The organism is Sphingomonas echinoides, assembly GCF_029623395.1.
Taxonomy (GTDB): Bacteria; Pseudomonadota; Alphaproteobacteria; order Sphingomonadales; family Sphingomonadaceae; genus Sphingomonas; species Sphingomonas echinoides_A.
In genome coordinates, this window is the sequence record NZ_JAPYKK010000051.1 from 1 (window position 1) to 20,280 (window position 20,280).

Below are 20,280 nucleotides of genomic sequence, written 5' to 3' on the forward strand. Positions count from 1 at the left end.
GCCATGCCCACGCGCGACCTCGGGGTGGGGGAGGGCCTTGTCGCTCCGCATGGACCGGCCTAGACAGGGGACGCTCTTGGGAGATTTCGAAATGATCCAGCGTCCCCGCTAAAGCGGAACGGCATTCGCCCGCGGACCCGTCCGCGCGCCCTGGACTCCTATTTCGAGCATGTCATGCACCGACTGAACAACAGGACCTGCGTCGTCACCGGCGCCGCGCGCGGCATCGGCCGTGCAATCGCACACCGCTTTCATGAGGAAGGCGCCATCGTCATCGTCACCGACAAGGACGCGGTAACAGGGGCCGCCGCCGCCGCCGAGATCGGCTGCCGGTTCGAACGGCTCGACGTTTGCGAGGAAGCGGACTGGCTGCACCTCGCCGACATCGTCCCGGTCGCCGACGTGGTCGTCAACAACGCGGGCGTGACCGGGTTCGAGGCGGGCATGGTGCCGCACGATCCCGAACATGCCAGCCTGGCGGACTGGCGAGCGGTCCACCGAGTCAATCTCGACGGGACCTTCCTCGGCTGTCGCTATGCGATCGGGGCGATGAAACGGGCAGGGACCGGCTCGATCATCAACATCTCGTCCCGCTCGGGGATGGTCGGCATCCCCGGTGCGGCAGCCTATGCCGCATCCAAGGCCGCCATCCGCAACCACAGCAAGACGGTCGCGCTCTATTGTGCGCAGCAGGGGTGGCGGATCCGGTGCAACTCGGTCCATCCGGCTGCGATCCTGACCCCGATGTGGGAGCCGATGCTCGGAACCGGTCCCGATCGGGAGGCCAGGATGCAAGCGCTGGTGGCAGAAACGCCATTGCAGCGGTTCGGCACGCCGGACGAGGTCGCCGCGGTCGTCCTGATGCTGGCATCGGACGAAGCGACCTATGTCACCGGGACCGAACTCCACATCGATGGCGGCCTGCTCGCTGGCGCCGCCGCGTCGCCTGGGTGACGCGGCGGCGGCGCGCGCTTATGCCGCGCGCTGCGCCAGTGCCGCTGCCGCTTCGTCCATCAGGCTCGCAAGGATCTCGGCGACGGGTTCTTCCTTCGTCACCATCCCGACCGACTGGCCCGCCATCACGCTGCCATGCTCGACGTCGCCGTCGATCACCGCGCGGCGCAAGGCGCCCGCCCAGTAATGCTCGATCTGCAACTGCGCCTCAAGCATCGCGACCTTGCCCTCGTCGAGCGACAAGGCGACTTCGCGCTGCTTGGCGGTGAACAGCTCGGCGCCCGCATTCTTCAGCGCACGCACCGGGATGACGGGGAGGCGCGAGTCGAGCTGGACGCTCGCCACCGCGTCGCGCGCTGAAGCGCGCAGGAACGCCTTCTTGAAATTGGCGTGCGCGATGCTCTCGGTCGCGCAGACGAAGCGCGTGCCGAGCTGGACGCCCGCCGCGCCCATGTCGAGATAGGCGGCGATCGCCTCGCCGCGCCCGATCCCGCCCGCGACGAACACCGGCACCTTGTCCGCGACTTCGGGGAGGATTTCCTGCGCGAGCACGCTGGTCGACACCGGGCCGATATGCCCGCCCGCTTCCATCCCCTCAACGACGAGCGCGTCGACGCCGCTGCGGATCAGCTTCTTGGCAAGGCTCAGCGCAGGCGCGAAGCAGATGAGTTTCGCGCCCGCCCCCGACGCCGGCCCCTTGATCTTGTCGATCGACCCCGTCGGCGGAAGTCCACCCGCCAGCACGACATGCCCGACCTGGTGGCGCGAACAGATCTCGATCAGGTCGGTCAGCGCGGGGTGCATGGTGATCAGGTTCACCCCGAACGGCTTGTCGGTCAGCAATTTGGTCGCGGCAATCTCGCGGTCGAGCAGTTCCGGGGTCATCGCGCCGCACGCGATCAGCCCGAATCCGCCCGCGTTCGAGATCGCGGCGACGAGGTTGCGCTCGGACACCCACGACATCGCGCCGCACACGATCGCGACCTCGCTGCCGAGGAACGCCGCGCCACGCGCCATGCGGCGCTGAAGGCGCTCTGCGCCGATCGAGGATGTCTGGTTCATGGGGACTGGCCTAGCCTTGAGCGGGGGTTTCGGGCAAGTGCCCCGGCATGCGACAGGAAATTGGTGAACTCACCTTCGATACGCCCGCCCAGGGCCTGCACGACTGTACCCGCGCGGTAAACCGCTGGGTCGCGGCGACCGGAATCACGACCGGGCTGCTGACCGTGTTCGTGCGGCACACGTCCGCCTCGCTGCTGATCCAGGAGAACGCCGCCCCCGCCGCGCGGCGCGACGTGGAACGCTATTTCGCGCGGATCGCGCCGGAGGATGCTGGCTACGAGCATGACGACGAAGGATCGGACGACATGCCCGCGCACCTCCGCGCCGCGCTGACCGCGACCACGCTGTCGATCCCGGTCGCAAACGGCGAGCCCGTGCTCGGCACCTGGCAGGGCATTTATCTGTTCGAACATCGCCGCACACCCCATCGCCGATTGCTCGCGGTTCATCTGATCGGGGACTGACCCCCGCCCCGTCGCGGGGAACTCTCCGCCTTGCCGAGGCGCTTGGCCCCCGATTCTCTCCCCTTCCTCTCGCCCGCTTGGAGCAACACCATGGATATCGGTTTCGTCGGACTCGGACTGATGGGTGGCCCGATGGCGGCCAATCTCGCCAAGGCGGGGCACCGCGTCGTCGCGTGGAACCGATCGCCGGTGAAGCCGGAGGATGCCCCGGGCGTCACGATCGGCACGCTGAATGACGTGCTGCGCTGCGAAGCGGTGTTCACGATGCTGTCGGACGATGCCGCGATCAAGGCGGTGCTGCTCGATTCGGGCGCGCTCGACAGCGTGCAGCACGATCTCGTCCACGTCGTCACCGCGACGATCTCGGTCGCCTTTGCCAAGGAACTCGCCGCGGACCATGCGCGCCGCGGGATCGGCTACGTCGCCGCCCCCGTGTTTGGCCGCCCCGATGCCGCCGCGGCCGCGCAGCTCAACGTCGTCGTCGCAGGCGACCCCGACGCGGTTGCACGCGTCCAGCCGCTGCTCGAGACGCTGTCGAGCAAGGTCTGGCCGCTCGGCCCAGACGCGAGCAGCGCGAACGCCGCCAAGATCGCGGGCAACATGATGATCACTATGGCGATCGAGGCGATGGGCGAGGCGTTCGCGCTGGTCGGCGACAATAATGTCGACAAGGCCGCGTTCCTCGATCTCATGACGGGGACGCTGTTCGGATCGAAGGCGTACCAGAATTACGGCCCGAAGATCGTGTCCGAGGATTTTACGCCGGGCTTCCGGATGAAGCTTGGGCTCAAGGACCTGCGCCTTGCGACCGAACTGGCGGACGCGGCGAACGTCACGCTCCCCGTGCTCGATGCGATCCGTACCCGGATGGCGGATGCGGTCGAGGACGGAATGGCGGACCAGGACTGGTCGGGAATCGCCGCACGACCGTTCGCCGCCAAGCGGTAACGGTTACCCCGCCCAGCCATCGCCTCCCGCCTCGGCACGAGCACATTCCGCCGTCTTTTCGCCGTCTTGCACCGACACGATGACTGCAGGGAGACGGTGGAATGGCGCTGCTGATGCTGATGATGCTTGCGCAGGCCACGATGCCGACCGACTTCGATCTCGCGCGCACCGCCGCCCCCACGACGCGTGCCCGTTGCGTGGCCGCAGGGCAAACCGACGATATTGTGGTCTGCGGCGGACGCCGCGACCGCTTCCGCCTGCCGCTCCCGGTCGACCGCTCGGGCGAACCCAGCCGCAGCGACCAGGGGACGGGCATGGGCGCACTCACACCCCCCACCCCGTGCGGACTCTTCGCCGGGCAGCGCAAATGCGCCAAGCACGAAGCGCGCAAATACGGTTACGGCGGCGGGCGCGATCCGGTCACGCTGCTGTCGCGCCTCGCAACCAAGGCGCTGGACCCCGACGCCGACTGAATCAGGCGGCGTCCTCGGCGTCCAGCCCATAGGCCGTGTGCAGCACGCGCACCGCGAGCTCGGTATAATCCTCCTCGATCAGTACCGAGACCTTGATCTCGCTGGTCGAGATCGCCTGGATGTTGATCCCGCGCTCGCCGAGCGTCGAGAACATCGTCGAGGCGACGCCCGCATGGCTGCGCATCCCCACGCCGACGACCGAGATCTTCGCGACGCGCGTGTCGTGCACCAGCTCGGCAAAGCCGATCTCGCCGCGCGCCTGGTTGAGCACCTCGATCGAGCGCGCGAGGTCTGCCGCGGGGACCGTAAAGGTCACGTCGGTCGAACGTGCGGCATGCGCGATATTCTGGATAATCATGTCGACGTTGATGTTGGCCGCCGCGAGCGGCGCGAAGATCGCCGCCACCGCGCCGGGCTTGTCGGGCACCGCGATCAGCGTGATCTTGGCTTCGTTCTTGTCGTGCGCGATGCCGGTGATGAGCTGGCTTTCCATATCGTCGATCTCCTCTTCGCCCACGATCATCGTGCCGGGTAATGTATCCGCCATCGGCGCGTCCTCGCCCGTGAAGGACGACAGCACCTGGACGCGCACGCCTTCCTTCATCGCCAGACCGACCGAGCGAGTCTGCAACACCTTCGCGCCGACGCTGGCAAGCTCCAGCATCTCCTCATAAGTGACCTTCTTGAGTTTCCGCGCGCGCGGCACGATCCGCGGGTCGGTGGTATAGACGCCGTCGACATCGGTGTAGATGTCGCAACGGTCCGCCTTCATCGCCGCCGCCATCGCGACCGCCGACGTGTCGGAGCCACCGCGCCCGAGCGTGGTGACACGACCCTCGGCGTCGACGCCCTGGAACCCCGGGATCACCGCGACCTCGCCCGCGGCGAGGCTCGCCTCGAGCGCGGCCATGTCGATATTCTCGATCCGCGCCGAGGCATGCGCATCCGACGTCGCGATCGCGAGCTGCCAGCCGAGCCAGCTCCGCGCGGGCACACCCGCTGCCTGCAACGCGATCGCAAGCAGGCCGGAGGTGATCTGCTCACCCGCCGAGACGACGACGTCATATTCCTTGGGGTCGTACAAGGCCGATGCCTCGCGGCAGAAGCCGACCAGCCGGTCGGTCTCGCCTGCCATCGCCGAAACGACGACCGCAACCTGGTTGCCCGCCGCCACTTCGCGTTTGACTCGCGCGGCGACCGAGCGGATCCGTTCGATCCCGGCCATCGAGGTGCCGCCGAATTTCATCACGATACGTGCCATGGTGCGGGTCACGAAGTCCTTGGGGTGGGGCTTGGGGTATTGGGGCCGTCCTGATAGGAAGCGGACATGGATAGCGCAACCGTAACGTCTGTAACCACTATCGACCCGGCCGAGGCCAAACACTTCGGCGCGATGGCCGCCGAGTGGTGGGACCCCAAGGGGTCTTCCGCGATGCTCCACCGATTGAATCCGGTGCGACTGGGGTATCTGCGCACGCAGATCGACGCGCATTGGCATGGCGATGAAGCGGGGTTCACCCCGCTCGCGGGCAAGCGCGCGCTCGATGTCGGGTGCGGCGCGGGGCTGCTGTGCGAACCGCTTGCGCGGCTTGGCGCGGACGTGACCGGGCTGGATGCGGCGGCGGAGAATATTGCGGCGGCGCAGGCGCATGCTGCCTTGTCCGGGCTGACGATCGACTATCGCGCGGGGAGCGTCGAGGATCTGGCGGACGCGACCTACGATCTCGTCACCAGCCTGGAGGTGATCGAGCATGTCACCGATCCCGCGGGCTTCGTCGCCGGGCTGGCGCGTGCGCTTGCGCCGGGCGGGGTGCTGGTGCTGTCGACTCCCAACCGCACCGCCTTGTCGCGACTGGCGTTGATCACCTTTGCGGAGGGCAGCGGAACGATCCCGCGCGGGACGCACGACTGGAACAAGTTCCTGACGCCGGACGAGCTGACGCCGCTGGTCGAAGCGGCGGGGCTGCGCGTGGTCGACGTGCGCGGGCTGGCGTTCTCGGTGGCGAAGGGCTTCGTGCTGAGCGACGACACCAGCCTCGATTATTTCGTGACCGCAGTGCGCGTCTGAGGGAAGCTTAGGCTTCTACTGCGAACATCGTGGCCCGCGACTGACGTCCTTCCTTGCGGGGCGGGAAGCAGCCCGTCTTTCCTCCCCTCCCTGAAAAAGAGGGGCCGGGGGTGGGGTGGGCCGCCGTGGCATCCTCCACCCGACCCGCGCCACCACCTCATCCACCAATCAGCGAATCACCCCGATCTTCCGCCCGAGCCACCGCGCCGCCGCCTCCGGCGATTCCTTCGCGTCATCCCGGTCCACGCGGTAATTCGCGGCGCGCATCGCCTCCACCGACACCCGTCCGATCAACGGCTGCACCGCCGCGAGGAATTTCGCGTCCTGCGCATGCGCCTTCCCGACCAGCACGATCGCGTCATAGCCGGGAATCGCCCCGCGCGGATCGCTGAGCACCGTCAAATGCTGCGCCGCGATCCGCCCATCGGAGGAAAAGGCCGAGATCACATCCGCCTGCCCACTTTCGAGCGCGCGGTACATGAAGGTCGGATTGTACGCGCGCGCACTCGCGAAGCGGATCGGATAGGCGCGCTGGATCGCGGTCCATTCGGGGCGCTCGAGGAACTCCAGGTCCGACCCGAACTTCAGCTGCGGCCCAGCGCGCACCAGATCGTCGAGCGACGCAACGCCCAGCTTGCGCGCTGCATCGCCCTTCATCGCAAAGGCATAAGCGTTCTCGAACCCGAGCGAGCCGAGCAATTTCACCCCGGAGGTCTTCGCGCTCCACGCCCCGATTGCCGCGACCATTGCCGCGCGCGGCGGCACGTCGCGGCGTTTCATCTCGTTCGCCCAGATCGTCCCGGCATAATCGACATAGATATCGATCGCGCCCGAGCTCACCGCGCCATAGATCACCGCGGAGCCGAGCCCGTCGCGATAGCGCACCCGATACCCCGCCTGCTCTAGCCGGTCGCCGATCAGCCGCGCGAGAATATATTGCTCCGAGAAGTTCTTCGCGCCGATCGTCACGACCGTGCCGTTCGTCGGCCACAACGGTGCAAGTGCAAGCAGCACGCCCGCGATCAGAACCCCGCCCGCGCCGAGCGCAAGCCCGCGCCGCCGCCGCGCGATCGCGTGTTCGATCGTTCCGAGCAGCGCATCGACCGCCAGCGCGAGCGCCGCCGCGCTGAAACAGCCCGCCAGCACGAGCGCCCAATTCTGCGTCTGGAGTCCCGCGAAGATCATGTCGCCAAGGCTCGGCTGGCCGACCGTGGTCGATAGCGTGGCCGCGCCGATCGTCCACACCGCGGCGGTACGGATTCCCGCCATCAGCACCGGCGCGACCAGCGGCGCCTCGACCAGCCGCAGCTTCTGCCACGGCGTCATCCCCACGCCGTCCGCCGCCTCGATCACCGCCGGGTCGATCCCGGCAAGCCCGGTCACGCCGTTGCGCAGGATCGGCAGCACCGCATACAACGACAGCGCGAGCAGCGACGGGAGGAAGCCGAGCGCGGGAATCCCCCCGCCGACCAGCCCCGACACGAACAGCAGCAGCGGATAGAAGAGCGCGAGCAGCGCGAGGCTCGGGATCGTCTGGACGAGACTCGCCACCCCCAGCGTGACGCGCGCGACGCGCGGCGAGCGCCCCGACCAGATCGCGAGCGGCAGGCTGATCGCGAGTCCGAGCACCAAAGCGGCTGCAGACAGCAGCAAATGCGCTGCAAGCAAGTCGGGCACGCGCGTCATCGCGTCGAAAAACGGCCCGGTCATGCGCTTTTTCCGGTCGATTCTGCAGCAAGCGCGCGCATCCGCGCCGCCTGATCGCGCGGGATTGCGACCAATGCCTGCGCAACCGGCCCCCCCGCACCACCCAGCAGCGCGCGCGGGGATTCGTCCGCGACGATCCGTCCGGCGTCCATCACCAGCACACGGTCCGCCAGGATCAGCGCCTCCGCCATGTCGTGCGTTACCATGATCGTGGTGAGCCCGAGCCGGTCGTGCAGCGCGCGGATCGCGTGCCCCAGCTGGTCGCGCGTGACGGGATCGAGCGCGCCGAACGGTTCGTCCATCAGCATCAGCCCCGGCGCGGTGGCGAGCGCGCGCGCCACCCCGACGCGCTGGCGCTGCCCGCCCGACAGCGCTTCGGGCAATCGCGTCGCGAAATCCCGCGGCAGATCGACCAGGTCGAGCAATTCGTCGACGCGCGCCGCATCGTGCGGGATTCCCGCCAGCCGCAGCCCGATCGCGATGTTCTCAGACACCGTCATATGGGGGAATAGACCAATGTTCTGAAACACATAGCCGATCTTGCGGCGCAGCATCGGGGCAGGCTCGGCGGCAACGTCCGCGCCCGCGATGCGTGTGCAACCTTCGCTTGGTTCGATCAGCCGGTTGATCATCTTGAGCAGCGTCGATTTGCCCGATCCCGAACTCCCGACCAGCGCAACGAAGCTCCCGCCCGCGATCTCGATCGAAACGTCGTCCACCGCAACGGTGCCGCCGGGGTAGCGTTTGGTCACGGCATCGAACACGACGGCCGGGCCGGAAGGGAAGGATTGCGCCATTGGCCCGCTTGTGCGGGACGGGTCGGCGGGCGTCAAACCCGACGTGGCTACCCCGGGCTTGTCCGAAGGGCCACGGTGCCGCAAACCGCTCGCAACAGTCCGCGCTTGCCGGTGGAAGCCGGGAAAAGCCCGGCAAATGGGAGAGATACGATTCAACAGGCGATCTTTATCACCGGCGGCGGATCGGGGATCGGCCAGGCGACCGCAAAACTGTTCGCAGCGCGTGGCTGGCGAGTCGGGTTGGCGGACGTCAACCGACAGGGGCTCGCGGAGACGGCTGCACTGCTGCCCGCCGGCATGGCCGAGACCTACGTCATGGACGTCCGCGACCGCGATGCCTGGCGCACCAGCCTCGATGCCTTCATCGCCACGACCGGGGGCCGGCTCGATGTGCTGTTCAACAACGCCGGGATCGGCACCGGGGGACCGATCGTCGACATGAGCTTCGAGGATATCGACCGCGTCGTCGCGATCAACCTCGTCGGCGTGCTCAACGGTGCGAAGATCGGTTTCGCCTATCTGGCGCGGACCCCGGGCGCGTGCCTGCTCAACACCGCGTCCGCATCGGCCATCTACGGGTCATCGGGGCTGCCGGTCTATTCCGCGACCAAGTTCGGCGTCCGCGCGCTGACCGAGGCGCTCGACGGGGAATGGTATGGGGCGGGCGTCAAGGTGCGCGACATCGTCCCGAGCTTCATCGACACGCCGCTTCTCCACGCGCCCGCTGACGGCAGCAACCGATCGATCCGCGAGGTCGTGACAGGTGCGGGGCTTGAGCTGACCGGGGTTGACGTGGTTGCGCAGGCGGCATGGGATGCGGTTCATGGCGACCGCGTCCATACCTTCGTCGGCAAGACCGCGGATCGCATGGCGTTTGCCGCGCGGTGGCTTCCGGGTCGGCTGCGCAAATCGATGCGCCGGACCCTCAAGGCCTAGAACCCGGCGACTTTATCGCGGGGTTAGGAGACGTCCAGCCCGTCATCCCGCTTGCGGGATGACGGGCCACTGGCCTCAGGCGTCGACGTCCATGCCTGGAGCCGGATCGCCTGCCTTCTTTGCGGCTTCGTAGCGTTCGATCGCTTCGATCACGACCTTGCGCGCTTCGTCGCGGTCGCCCCACTTGCCGACGCGGACCCACTTCTTCTTTTCCAGGTCCTTATAGTGGGTGAAGAAGTGCTCGATCTGCTCGAACACGATCTCGGGCATGTCGCCGCGCTCGTTGACGTTCGAATAATATGGGAACGTCGAATCGACCGGCACGCAGACGAGCTTCTCGTCGCCGCCGGCTTCGTCTTCCAGGTTGAGCACTGCGATCGGGCGCGCGCGAACGACGCAGCCCGGAATGAACGGCGAGCGCGCGACGACCAGCGCGTCGAGCGGATCGCCGTCGGGCGACAGCGTGTGCGGCACGAAGCCGTAGTTCGCCGGGTAGCGCATCGGCGTGTGGAGAATGCGGTCCACGAACAGCGCGCCCGACGCCTTGTCGAACTCATACTTCACCGGCTCGCCACCGGTCGGAACCTCGATGATGACGTTGAGGTCGTCGGGTGGGCTCTTCCCGACCGGGATCATATCGATGCGCATGGGAGGTCCTGTCTTGTTGATATGGGTTAATGTCTTGGTAAGCGTACTGTCTGCCCCTTAGCGGGGCATCAGCAGACGATCCAGACCACCCTCTCCGGTCCCGCTCTTCTCGAGCCGCGGATAGCGCAGTCCATCGTGATAATCGATGTTGACAGACTTGATCGAGTCGTTCGCCTTGATCAACAGCGTGATGGGCGTCTTCGTCGTTTTTGCCGCGGTAATTGCGGCCTTTAGGGCTGTGTCCGAATAGGCTGTCCCGTTGACCGCGACGATGCTGTCACCCACCGTGATCCCGGCCTTGAACGCGGGGCTGTCCCAACCGACGCCCGTCACGCCACCCTCCTTATTGAGTGTGGTGCCGATCGAATAGGTCAGGTCGGTGGTCTTGCGTGTCGCCTCGGCGTTCTTGAACGAAAGCGTCGGTTCGGCGGTGTAGACGAGCTTGTAGCCGTTCGCTTCGAAGCCGGTGATCGGCGCCCGCGCGCCGGTTTCGGTCAGTCGCTTCGTCAGCAGGCCTGCCCAGTCATACGGCTGGATCACCTGGAGCGTCTTGACGACATCGTCGAACGTATAAGTCACCTGGCCGTAGTCGCCGTCCTTGAGCCCAAAGAAGGCGCGGCCGAAGTCGTCGATCGACTTCTTGCCGCCGGATTGCTTGCGGAGGATCGAATCGACCTCCATCCATACCAGCAGGCCTTCATTGTAATAATCCTCCGACCGCTGATAGCTCAGCCAGCCCTTGGGACGACGCTGCGAGATCACCGGATCGTTGGTCGTGTCCACCATGTCGCGCCATTCACGCGCCGGACGGTTGTCGAGGCTGGCGAGGATCATCGCGTACATGTCCAGCGTGTCCTGTTTCGAGACGATGCCGGACCGCGCCTGCAATACATAGCCCCAGAACTGGGTCTGCCCTTCGTACACCCACAACAGGCTACCGCGCATCGGCGTGCGGAAATCGGGGGTCCACAGGTCCGCGCCGCGACGGAATTTGCCGTCCCAGCTGTGATTATACTCGTGCGGCAGCAGGTTGCGCGGCCCGGGCCCGTCGTTCCATTTGGTGAAGTAGCCGAGCTTCACGCCGTCTTCGGACGAGCGGTGATGCTCCAGCCCGATTCCGCCCATCAGGTCCGAAATCGACAACAGGAATTCGTAGGTGTCGTAATGCTGTGATCCGTACAGCTTCACCGCCTGGTCGACGAGCCGCTTGTGCGCCGCGATCTGCTCGGGCGTTGCTGCGAGCTCGGCGGCGGAGTCGGCATAGACGTCGAGGTTGACGCGCGGGCTCAGCGCCCACTGCTTGTAATAGCGCCCCGCGAGAACCGGAGAATCGACCAGCACTTCGTAATTGGTCGGTTCGTAGGTGTAGGTCGCGCCGGTTGCCTTGGACGGCAAGCCCGAGGAAGCGGTGAAGCCCGCGGGATAGGTGACCGTCGCCTTGACCGGGATTTGCCGGGTGAAATAGCCTGCCGGGTAAAGGCTCATCGAATTCCACTGGAGCCGCAGCATGTCGGGCGTCATCACGACCGACCCCTGGTCTGCTTGCGTCGCGGACAAGAACTGCAGGTCGATATCGAGCTGGGTCACGCCCGCGGGAACGTCGATATGGAAGGCATAGACGTCGACCGGATCGCGCGTCCACGCGAGCTCCTTGCCCCCGCCGCGGATGTGCAGCCCGGCGAGCTTGTCGAGCTGTCCGGTCGGCGAGTGATTGCCGGGCAACCATTTCGGGAACAGCAGCGTCATCGCGCCCGCGCGGACTGCGGTCAGCGTCTCGCGCGTCTTGAAGATGCCGCGCGTCGTATCGGTCGCGTCGATCGCGAGCGTCATTGTGCCGGGGAAGGGCGTGTCCTGCGCGGCGGGGATGGTGTCGACGAACGGCACGGGCTGCGGCTTCGAGTTTTCGGCAAGCACCGGGGCTGTGGTGGACAGCAACACGGCGGTAATCGCGATGCGACGGATCATAGAGCGACTTTCAATGGGGGGCAGGGAATGCTGTTACAGTGACTTAATCGGGCAAAGCGGCTTGCGTCCAGCCCGTCAACCACCACCGCTACTGCTGCCCAGCACGTTGATGGTGAAGGCGAGTACGCCGATATTGAAGAGAAAGGCCGCGAGCGAATGGCCCAATACGGTCCGGCGCACGCGCCGAGAGGAAATTTCGACGTCGGAGGTCTGGAAGGTCATGCCCAGCGTGAAGCTGAAATAGAGGAAGTCCCAATAATCGGGTTCGTCGCACTTGGGGAAATCGATCCCGCCGCGGTCTTTCCCGTCCTCGTCGCAATCTGAATAGAACAGATGCGCGTAATGCATGGCGTAGACGGTGTTCGAGAACAGCCAGGCGATCACCAGCGTGCCGATGATCAGCAGCGTGCCGACCAGATTGGTTTTGCCCTGCGTTTCCTTGAACACCGACGTCAAAATCACGAGCATCGTGAGTCCGGTCAGCACCAGCAGCCCGGCCCGATTGGCATCGTTCGCGGAAGCTTGGCGCCGCATCTGCCCGGCCTCACCCCGCCGTAGCAATGTCGCGATCGTGATCAGGAACACGGTGCCGGCGACATCGAACGCTACCATCGTGCCGCGGCCCCAGCCGAGCGGCGGAATCGCGACGAACACACCGGCCACGAACAGCAGCGTGAACAGAATGAAGCGGGGGGGAGCAACCGTGTTGCCGATGTCGAGGGCCATGCGCGGGGGTGTCGCAGAGCTTGCGCGAGGCCGCAATCCCGTCCCTGCCAACCGGCACCTTCATGGCGCACTTGTCATGAAGTGGGGTATGGAGCGCCGACGAAGCGACAAGCATCTGGCGCAAAGGGCGGGGCTCGCCTAGAGAATCGCGGGTTATGGCACGTATCGAAACCCCCAAGCGCATTCGCGGCACGCAGGACATCTTTGGCGACGAGCAGCGTCGCTTCACCCGCGTGGTCGAGGCGTTTGATCGCGTCCACAAGCTGTACTGCTTCCAGCGCGTCGATGTTCCCGTGTTCGAAAGCACCGCGGTGTTCGCGCGTTCGCTCGGCGAGACAACCGACGTCGTCTCGAAGGAAATGTACACGTTCGAGGATCGCGGCGGCGATTCCCTGACGCTGCGGCCCGAATTCACCGCCGGGCTGGCGCGTGCCTATCTGACAGAGGGCTGGCAGCAATATGCGCCGCTCAAGCTCGCGACGCATGGCCCGGTGTTCCGCTACGAACGCCCGCAAAAGGGGCGCTTCCGCCAGTTCCATCAGATCGACGCCGAAGTGATCGGCGCGGCCGAGCCTGCCGCAGACGTCGAATTGCTCGTGCTCGCGGACCAGTTGCTCCACGATCTCGGGATCGCGGATGGCGTGACGTTGCAGCTCAACACTCTTGGGGATGCCGAAACCCGCGACGCATGGCGCGCGGCATTGATCGCGCATTTTACCGCACACAAGGATTCGCTGTCGGAGGACAGCGTCGCGCGTCTGGAACGCAACCCTTTGCGTATCTTGGATTCCAAGGACCCGAGAGACCGACCCGTTGCCGATGCAGCTCCCGATATCGATGCGTATCTGACGGTGGAGGCGCGCGCGTTTTTCGATGCCGTCACGGCAGGGCTCGACGCAGCTGGCGTTGCGTGGACGCGCAACGCGCGGCTGGTGCGCGGGCTCGATTACTATCGCCACACCGCGTTCGAGTTCGTCACCGACCGGCTGGGCGCGCAGGGCACCGTGCTTGCTGGCGGCCGCTATGACGGGTTGATCGGTTCGCTCGGTGGCCCGGAGACGCCGGGCGTTGGGTGGGCTGCGGGGATCGAGCGGCTGGCGATGCTGCTCGAGGAGCCTGCGGTCGAAGGTCCGGATGTTGTCGTTGTTGCAGAAACTGACGAGTTTGAGCTTGCTGCTCTCAAGATGACCACCGGATTGCGCCGCGCTGGCTATTCCGCGGCAACAGTGGTGAGTGGCAGTTCCAAGAAGCGCTACGACAAGGCGGTAAAGATGGATCCGGCATGGACCGTCGTACTCTCGCGGAGAGAGGGTAAAGTCAGCCTCGCTGAACGCGGGTATAGAGGCTCATTCAACCTTGAGAGTTTCAGAACCATCCTCGATCCGATTCTCAACGAGCTAGCATGACCTCGATCTCCCCCGAACGGATCGCGCAGATCGAGGCGCGACGCGATGAGCTGTCCGCGTTGATGGCGACCGGCGATCTCCCGTCCGATCGTTTCGTCGCGGTGTCGAAGGAATATGCCGAGCTCGAACCCGTCGCGCGCGCGGCGGGCGAAGTGCGGCGGTTGCGTGCCGAGCTTGGCGTGCTCGCGGGCATGGAAGCGGACGACGACCCCGAGATCAAGACGATGGCGCGCGAGGAGATCGAGGCGATCCGCAGTACGCTCCCGGACGCAGAACGCGCGCTCTCGCTGTCGCTGCTACCGCGCGATGCCGCGGACGAACGCGCCGCGATGCTCGAGATCCGCGCCGGGACCGGCGGCGACGAGGCTGCGCTCTTCGCCGCCGACCTGTTCCGCATGTACCAGCGCTATGCCGAAGGGCAGGGGTGGAAAGTCGAGCTGATCTCCGCCTCCAGTTCCGAAAGCGGCGGGTTCAAGGAAGCGATCGCCTCGGTCGAGGGCAAGGGCGTGTTCGCCAAGCTCAAGTTCGAAAGCGGCGTCCACCGCGTCCAGCGCGTCCCAGCGACCGAAGCACAGGGGCGAATCCACACGTCGGCGGCGACGGTGGCGGTGCTGCCCGAGGCGGAAGAAGTCGACGTCAAGATCGACGATAAAGATCTGCGGATCGACGTCTATCGGTCGTCGGGGCCGGGCGGACAGTCGGTCAACACGACCGATTCCGCAGTAAGAATCGTCCACATCCCGACCGGGCTGGTCGTGATTCAGCAGGACGAGAAGTCGCAACACAAGAACCGCGCCAAGGCCATGAAGGTCCTGCGCACCCGCCTCTACGAGGCCGAGCGCGAGCGGCTCCACACCGAACGCGCCGGCGCGCGCAAATCAATGGTCGGGTCGGGTGACCGGTCGGAGCGGATTCGCACCTATAATTTCCCGCAGGGGCGCGTCACCGATCATCGCATCAACCTGACGCTCCATCGCTTGCCGGAGATCTTGCAGGGGGAAATGGAAGAGTTGCTTGGCGCTTTGATTTCGCAGGATGAAGCGGAGCGGCTGGCGTCGCTGGATGGCTGACGGTGTACGCGCGGCGTTGGCGTCTGCAGCCCAACGGCTCGCCGTGTTCAGCGAAACCCCGCGGCTTGATGCCGAGGTGCTGATGGCGCATGCGCTCGCTATCCCACGCGAACGCCTGTTGCTCCATCATCTGGACGCCGCTGTTCCCGAAACCTTTGCCAGGCTGCTCGCCCGGCGGCTCGATCATGAACCGATCGCGTATATCACCGGATCTCGCGCCTTCTGGACGATCGAACTCGCGGTTGGCCCTGGCGTGCTCGTCCCGCGCGCGGACAGCGAAACGCTGATCGAAGCGGCGGTGGCGCATTTCTCCAATGTCGCTCCCGAGCGGATCCTCGATCTTGGCACCGGTCCAGGAACCTTGCTGCTTGCGGCGCTTGCGGAATGGCCCGGCGCAACCGGAGTCGGCGTGGATCAATCCGCCGAAGCGCTCGACTTTGCCCGGCGCAACGCGGCGCTCCTCGGTCTGGCGGATCGTGCCAGCTTTGCCTTGGGCAATTGGGCGGAAGGGCTGGTCGGACCGTACGACCTGATCCTCGCCAACCCGCCCTATATCGGCACGACCGAGCGTCTCCCGCGCGAAGTGGTCGAGCATGAACCCGGCGGCGCGTTGTTTGCCGGGGCCGACGGGCTGACGGACTATCGCAGGCTCGTGCCGCAATTGCGCGCGCTGCTTGCCCCCGGCGGTGCCGCTATCCTTGAGATCGGCGCAACCCAGAGCGAGGCGGTAACAGCGCTCCTTGCGGCAGAGTGGTTTCACGTCGCCGTCCGCCACGATCTCGGCGGCCACCCGCGCGCTTTGATCGCGACACTGACATCGTGACGGATCGCCGGACTTTTCCAATATTCCGCTTGGAGAATGCGCGGCAAACCGCTATTGCAGGCCCTAGGGGCACGCATTTTCATCGTAATGTGTTGAAAATGGGCTGTTGCCCGCTCCCTTCGTCATGCAGTCGCCCGGTCCGGCGACGCTGGCAAGCGCGCTTCGCCGACGTTCGGCGGTCGGTGCGCGAAGGGCATTTGCATCCATATTTCTGGAGCACGACCCGGTTGGTTTCCAAGGACAGGACAACAAGAACTTGATCAACAATCGTCAGGCCGGTCGCCGTCGCGGCCGTGGCGGGCAGCAGCAGCGCTCGCAAGGTGGCAATCCGGGACGTCTCGACACCGGGAATCGCATCGACAATCGCGCGCGCGGCAATGCGGCGCAATTGCTCGAGAAATATAAGACGCTGGCGCGCGACGCCCAGATGCAGGGTGACCGCGTCAACGTCGAATATTATCTGCAGTTTGCCGACCATTACTTCCGTGTGCTGGCTGAAACCCGTGCGCGCATCGAAGAGAATGGTGGCCCGGTCCAGCGCCGCATCCAGGGCGCGACCCTCGACGAGGACGATACCGAATTCGAGGACGAGGGCGAACGTATTCTCCCTGCCGAGCAAGCACGCGGCGGTCAGAACGGCTATCGTCAGGACGGACGTCAGGACGGCAACCGTTCCGAAGGCAATCGGTCCGAGGGCAACCGTCAGGAAAATAGTCGCTCCGACAACAACCGTCAGGACGCGCCGCGACAGGATGGTGGCCGTCAGGATGGATATCGTCAGGACAATGTCCGTCAGGACGGTAATCGCAACGAACCGCGGCAGGATACGCGCGGCGACGGCGATCGTGGATATCAGCGCAACAGCAACCGCGCGAACGCCGAGTTGCAGAATGGCAACGTGGATTCACGCGGCAGCGAAGAACAGAACGATCGTCCACGTCGCGGACAGAACGGATCCGGTCAAAACGAAGGTGGTTCCGATCGTCAGCGCGACCAGCCACGCGGCACCGAGGATCGCTACGTCCAGGCAGAGGAGCCGACGCTCGATCTCCCGCCCGTAAGCGAGCAGGCGGTGGTTTCTGAGCAGCCCGAGGCTCATCAGATCGAAGCAGCGCCGACCAAGGCGGTCGAGCCGCCACGTCGCGGGCGTGGCCGTCCGCGTCGTGATGCCGCCGTCGTGCCCGCAGCTGCTTCAGCGGAACGCAAGGATGAGCCCGACGACAACAGCTTTTCGGCCGATTTGCTGCCGCCGTCGCTTAACGTTTCGGCGGTTGTTCCGAACGTGTCTGACGTCGACGGTGTCGAAAAGCCGCGCCGCCGTCGTGGTCGTCCGCCAATCGTGCGCGAAACCGACCCGGTTGCCTGAAGGCCGTTGACCGCCCGGAAGAATCCGGGCGGTCACCCGCTCGGCTTCCTTTCTTCGTAATCAATCCAAATCGTCAATCGACTCGTCATGGCCGCTCCCCGAACTGAGGAAGACGAGCCCCATCAGCGCCGCGGCAAGCATGATCGATCCGCCCGCCCCGCCGATCACCGCCAGTGTCGCGACCCAACCGAGTGGCCCGTACACGTGTTCAAGAATCAGGATCGCGCCCGCGATAAACACGATCGCGACTACGCCCATCCAGCCTAATATCCGGCGATACCGCGCCCAAGCGAACGCGGCATAGGCGGGATCATCGAGTCCTGAACGTTTCGCCATGCTTCCCATTGCCGTGCAAACGTGAAACTCTCAAGCGGCTGGAGACTCACCAACGAGCGAAGCGGGAGAGTGGAATGACGATCGGAGCCATTTTGGGCGGCAAGGGCCGCGAGGTCATATCGGTTACGGCGGACCAGAGCGTTCGCGCAGCGGTCGCGCTGCTTGCCGAAAGTCGGATTGGCGCTGTGCCGGTCCTGGAGGGCATGCGTGTTGTCGGCGTCTTTTCGGAACGTGACGTGATCTACGCCGTCGCCGAGCACGGTAACGATGCCTTGGTGCGGACCGTCGCCGACATCATGACGGCACCCGCCATTACCGTTGGTCCTGAAGAAGCGGTGATCGGCGCGCTTTCTCTGATGACGCGGCGCCGGATCCGACATTTGCCGGTGGTAGAAGGGGATCAGGTCGTCGGCATGGTATCGATCGGCGACCTCGTCAAATACCGCATCGACCGGATCGAAGCAGATGCGGAAGCCATGCGCAGCTACATCCAGTCCGCCTGACCCGGCCGAGTGGGCGGCGACAGCGGAGTCAGGGGTGGGTAGATGGCGCACAGGGGGGGATTCAGGGGCTTGCCCCGGACGCCGAGCTCATGCCTTCAGCCTTCGGCGCGAACACCAAACGTCGGTTACGCTTTGGCGTTCCTCGAATCGGTGGGACGTTTGCTTATCGTTGTGAAGACCTCCCGCAGCACAGTCCGCGCGAACAGCCCAAGCCAACCGGCATACAGCGCCGCGCCGCTAGCGGTCAGCACGAGGAGTCGCGGCAACGGTGTGATCGAGGCCGGGATCAATCGATCGACTGCCGCGACGCCGACCGCCATGACGGCGGCGGCGACCAGTGCCGGCACAATCGCTAGGGCAACGGCCTGGAACGACGCGCCGATCACCGGCAGCGACCGCCAAAGGCTGAAACCAAGATAGATTGGATAGGCGCAGATCCACGCCGCCGCGAGTCCCGTCGGGCCGTAACGGACGCCAAGAATGAACCCGATTGCAAGCATTCCTGCGCCGAAAGCACCGTTACGAACGCCGATGCCGGGACGTCCGCGCGCGTCGCACGCGGGTTGCAACAATACCTGCAAGGTCATGAACGGCATCGCCAGCGCCAGCAGATGCACGACCGGTGCGGTTTCGCGCCACTTGTCGCCCATGACCGTCAGAACGAGCGGCTCGGCCACGACGGAAAGGCCGAAATAGAAGGGAAGGGCGGCCAGCATGATGATCCGTACGCTGCGCGTGAATGCCGCGGCTACGGCTGCATGATCGTGCTGAATTCGTGCGTATGCAGAGAAGGCGACCTCGTTGAGGGGTGGAACGATCTTGGAGACAAAGATCTGGGTCAGAAACAGCGCCTCGGTGTAGATCCCCAAGCTGTGGGGACTGAAATTACGCCCCGCTATGAACACGTCTGCTTGGCTCTGTGCAAACCAGAAGAGCTGGCCGACCGCCATCACGCCACCATAGCGCGCCAGCGTCCCGGCACCCCGAAAGTCGAAACTTGGCCACATCAGCGAACGAGCGGCCATCGTCATGCCGATGGCCCGTACCGTGAACAGAACGAGCGGTGCGAGTACCAGCGTCCATACGCCGAGGCCAGCGAGCGCGCCGCCGAGGGCCGCGCCCGCCGCTGCTACGGACGCGACGATATTGGCACGCGCCTGCATCCGGAAGTCCATCGCGCGCGAAAGGAGTGCGTAAGGCAAGGCAATGAAAGGGGTTGTGAGATATAATAGCGCCTGGACCCGTAACATATCGGCAACGATCGGCTGGCGATAATAGGCTGCGGCGGCCGGGGCGAGAACCAGACACTGGAGTGCTGCAAGTCCCGCGTTGAGTAGGAGCAACATCCCGAAGAGCTGTCGGATCGCGTGCGGCGTGACGGCGCGTTGCTGAATCAGGCCACTCGCCAGACCGTACCCGTTCAACATGTTGAGGAAGACGAGCACGACTCCCGTCATTGCGAACAATCCATAGTCGTTGGGGTCCAGCAAGCGGATCACCAGGAAGGTCGACGCCCATTGTACGAGCTGCGCGAGAATCTGGCTGCCCGAACGCCAGATCACCGCACTCCGAACCTGATTCGCAAGCGCGTCAGATGTGACAGAAGGGGTTTCGATCAAGGAAGCCATCCACCTTGCGCTAGCGGAGAAGCCTTTAAGGAGCTCTGAATCGACCGGGTTCCGCGGGTTTGACCCACGATTGAAAGAAAAGTGCAAAAAAGGGTTTGACCGAATCAAAGGCCCCGCCTAGAGGGGTGTCACCGCAGCGACGGACCGGACGGTTCGCTTCTGCGGTCACCAGATCTTCGGCGCTTGGTTCGCCCTTTGAGAGAAGGGTTGAACAAGGCGTCGGTATTCTGCGCTCTTTGACATTGTTGGTTTTAGATGAAGGGACATGTGGGCGGCGGCTACACGGTCTTTCGGGTCCTCTAGGCTCGTTGGATCGTTCAAAGCTAAGTCGCTCTTATACATGTCCTTCACGTATCCATACGTAAGAATATGTGCAGAGCAGCTCCTAGAGATGCTGACG

General features: G+C 65.1%; 20 protein-coding genes. 11 read left to right on the top strand and 9 right to left on the bottom strand.

The genetic code is table 11. The features are described from left to right. Positions 1-174 precede the first annotated feature (174 nt). Positions 175-954 (top strand): SDR family oxidoreductase, encoded by a 780-nt coding sequence (locus tag QBJ92_RS19265; RefSeq protein ID WP_277971304.1) that lies wholly within the window; start codon positions 175-177, stop codon positions 952-954. Positions 955-972: 18 nt separating this feature from the next. On the opposite strand, the gene QBJ92_RS19270 is transcribed toward QBJ92_RS19265, so the two are convergent. Continuing rightward, a complete protein-coding gene (locus tag QBJ92_RS19270; RefSeq protein WP_277971305.1) occupies positions 973-2,016 on the bottom strand; it encodes an NAD(P)H-dependent flavin oxidoreductase in 1,044 nt (347 codons plus the stop codon). A 47-nt stretch (positions 2,017-2,063) separates the two neighbouring features. On the opposite strand from QBJ92_RS19270, the gene QBJ92_RS19275 reads away from it, so the two are divergent. From QBJ92_RS19275 to QBJ92_RS19285, 3 genes are all read left to right on the top strand, one after another. Continuing rightward, complete coding sequence (locus QBJ92_RS19275; protein ID WP_277971306.1) at positions 2,064-2,480, top strand: secondary thiamine-phosphate synthase enzyme YjbQ; 417 nt, start codon at positions 2,064-2,066, stop codon at positions 2,478-2,480. A gap of 90 nt (positions 2,481-2,570) precedes the next feature. After that, entirely contained in the window at positions 2,571-3,428 is an 858-nt protein-coding gene (locus QBJ92_RS19280; protein WP_277971307.1) for an NAD(P)-dependent oxidoreductase, read from the top strand. 101 nt (positions 3,429-3,529) lie between these two features. Then, the gene (locus QBJ92_RS19285; protein WP_277971308.1) at positions 3,530-3,901 is read left to right on the top strand and encodes a hypothetical protein; all 372 of its coding nucleotides are present in this window, start codon (positions 3,530-3,532) and stop codon (positions 3,899-3,901) included. A gap of 1 nt (position 3,902) precedes the next feature. On the opposite strand, the gene QBJ92_RS19290 is transcribed toward QBJ92_RS19285, so the two are convergent. Beyond that, a complete protein-coding gene (locus QBJ92_RS19290; RefSeq protein ID WP_277971309.1) occupies positions 3,903-5,162 on the bottom strand; it encodes an aspartate kinase in 1,260 nt (419 codons plus the stop codon). Between the two features lie 66 nt (positions 5,163-5,228). On the opposite strand from QBJ92_RS19290, the gene ubiG reads away from it, so the two are divergent. Next, positions 5,229-5,969: a bifunctional 2-polyprenyl-6-hydroxyphenol methylase/3-demethylubiquinol 3-O-methyltransferase UbiG gene (gene ubiG, locus QBJ92_RS19295; protein ID WP_277971310.1), complete on the top strand. Its 741-nt coding sequence runs from the start codon at positions 5,229-5,231 to the stop codon at positions 5,967-5,969. 168 nt (positions 5,970-6,137) lie between these two features. On the opposite strand, the gene QBJ92_RS19300 is transcribed toward ubiG, so the two are convergent. Together QBJ92_RS19300 and QBJ92_RS19305 are read right to left on the bottom strand one after the other, a co-directional pair. Beyond that, positions 6,138-7,679, bottom strand: a complete 1,542-nt coding sequence (locus QBJ92_RS19300) for an ABC transporter permease/substrate-binding protein (RefSeq protein WP_277971311.1) — start codon at positions 7,677-7,679, stop codon at positions 6,138-6,140. Continuing rightward, on the bottom strand, positions 7,676-8,473 hold the full coding sequence (locus tag QBJ92_RS19305; protein ID WP_277971312.1) for an ATP-binding cassette domain-containing protein: 798 nt from the start codon (positions 8,471-8,473) through the stop codon (positions 7,676-7,678). Before QBJ92_RS19305 ends, QBJ92_RS19300 begins: the two co-directional genes overlap by 4 nt. A gap of 150 nt (positions 8,474-8,623) precedes the next feature. Here QBJ92_RS19305 and QBJ92_RS19310 point away from each other — a divergent pair, with 150 nt between their 5' ends. Further along, complete coding sequence (locus QBJ92_RS19310) at positions 8,624-9,409, top strand: SDR family oxidoreductase (protein ID WP_277971322.1); 786 nt, start codon at positions 8,624-8,626, stop codon at positions 9,407-9,409. Between the two features lie 75 nt (positions 9,410-9,484). Here QBJ92_RS19310 and ppa read toward each other — a convergent pair whose 3' ends face one another. The 3 genes from ppa to QBJ92_RS19325 all read right to left on the bottom strand — a co-directional run bounded on the left by ppa (position 9,485) and on the right by QBJ92_RS19325 (position 12,748). Further along, the gene (gene ppa / locus QBJ92_RS19315; protein ID WP_277971313.1) at positions 9,485-10,057 is read right to left on the bottom strand and encodes an inorganic diphosphatase; all 573 of its coding nucleotides are present in this window, start codon (positions 10,055-10,057) and stop codon (positions 9,485-9,487) included. Between the two features lie 57 nt (positions 10,058-10,114). Beyond that, the gene (locus QBJ92_RS19320) at positions 10,115-12,022 is read right to left on the bottom strand and encodes a M61 family metallopeptidase (RefSeq protein WP_277971314.1); all 1,908 of its coding nucleotides are present in this window, start codon (positions 12,020-12,022) and stop codon (positions 10,115-10,117) included. A gap of 75 nt (positions 12,023-12,097) precedes the next feature. Next, a complete protein-coding gene (locus QBJ92_RS19325) occupies positions 12,098-12,748 on the bottom strand; it encodes a DUF1345 domain-containing protein (protein ID WP_277971315.1) in 651 nt (216 codons plus the stop codon). Positions 12,749-12,903: 155 nt separating this feature from the next. Between QBJ92_RS19325 and hisS the strand changes: the two genes are divergently transcribed. From hisS to QBJ92_RS19345, 4 genes are all read left to right on the top strand, one after another. Then, positions 12,904-14,154 carry a histidine--tRNA ligase gene (gene hisS, locus QBJ92_RS19330; protein WP_277971316.1) on the top strand — a complete coding sequence of 417 codons (1,251 nt, stop codon included), beginning with the start codon at positions 12,904-12,906 and terminating at the stop codon, positions 14,152-14,154. Next, positions 14,151-15,224 carry a peptide chain release factor 1 gene (prfA, locus tag QBJ92_RS19335; RefSeq protein WP_277971317.1) on the top strand — a complete coding sequence of 358 codons (1,074 nt, stop codon included), beginning with the start codon at positions 14,151-14,153 and terminating at the stop codon, positions 15,222-15,224. Before hisS ends, prfA begins: the two co-directional genes overlap by 4 nt. Continuing rightward, entirely contained in the window at positions 15,217-16,047 is an 831-nt protein-coding gene (gene prmC, locus QBJ92_RS19340; protein ID WP_277971318.1) for a peptide chain release factor N(5)-glutamine methyltransferase, read from the top strand. The genes prfA and prmC overlap by 8 nt, the downstream gene beginning before the upstream one ends. A 256-nt stretch (positions 16,048-16,303) precedes the next feature. Beyond that, positions 16,304-17,413, top strand: a complete 1,110-nt coding sequence (locus QBJ92_RS19345) for a DUF4167 domain-containing protein (protein ID WP_277971319.1) — start codon at positions 16,304-16,306, stop codon at positions 17,411-17,413. 60 nt (positions 17,414-17,473) lie between these two features. Here the strand turns inward: QBJ92_RS19345 and QBJ92_RS19350 are convergent, their stop codons facing one another. After that, positions 17,474-17,749 carry a hypothetical protein gene (locus QBJ92_RS19350; protein WP_277971320.1) on the bottom strand — a complete coding sequence of 92 codons (276 nt, stop codon included), beginning with the start codon at positions 17,747-17,749 and terminating at the stop codon, positions 17,474-17,476. Positions 17,750-17,823: 74 nt separating this feature from the next. Here QBJ92_RS19350 and QBJ92_RS19355 point away from each other — a divergent pair, with 74 nt between their 5' ends. Further along, positions 17,824-18,252, top strand: coding sequence for a CBS domain-containing protein (locus tag QBJ92_RS19355; RefSeq protein WP_277971321.1), 429 nt, complete (start codon positions 17,824-17,826; stop codon positions 18,250-18,252). Between the two features lie 125 nt (positions 18,253-18,377). Here the strand turns inward: QBJ92_RS19355 and QBJ92_RS19360 are convergent, their stop codons facing one another. After that, a complete protein-coding gene (locus QBJ92_RS19360) occupies positions 18,378-19,880 on the bottom strand; it encodes a lipopolysaccharide biosynthesis protein (protein WP_277971323.1) in 1,503 nt (500 codons plus the stop codon). Positions 19,881-20,280: the final 400 nt, after the last annotated feature.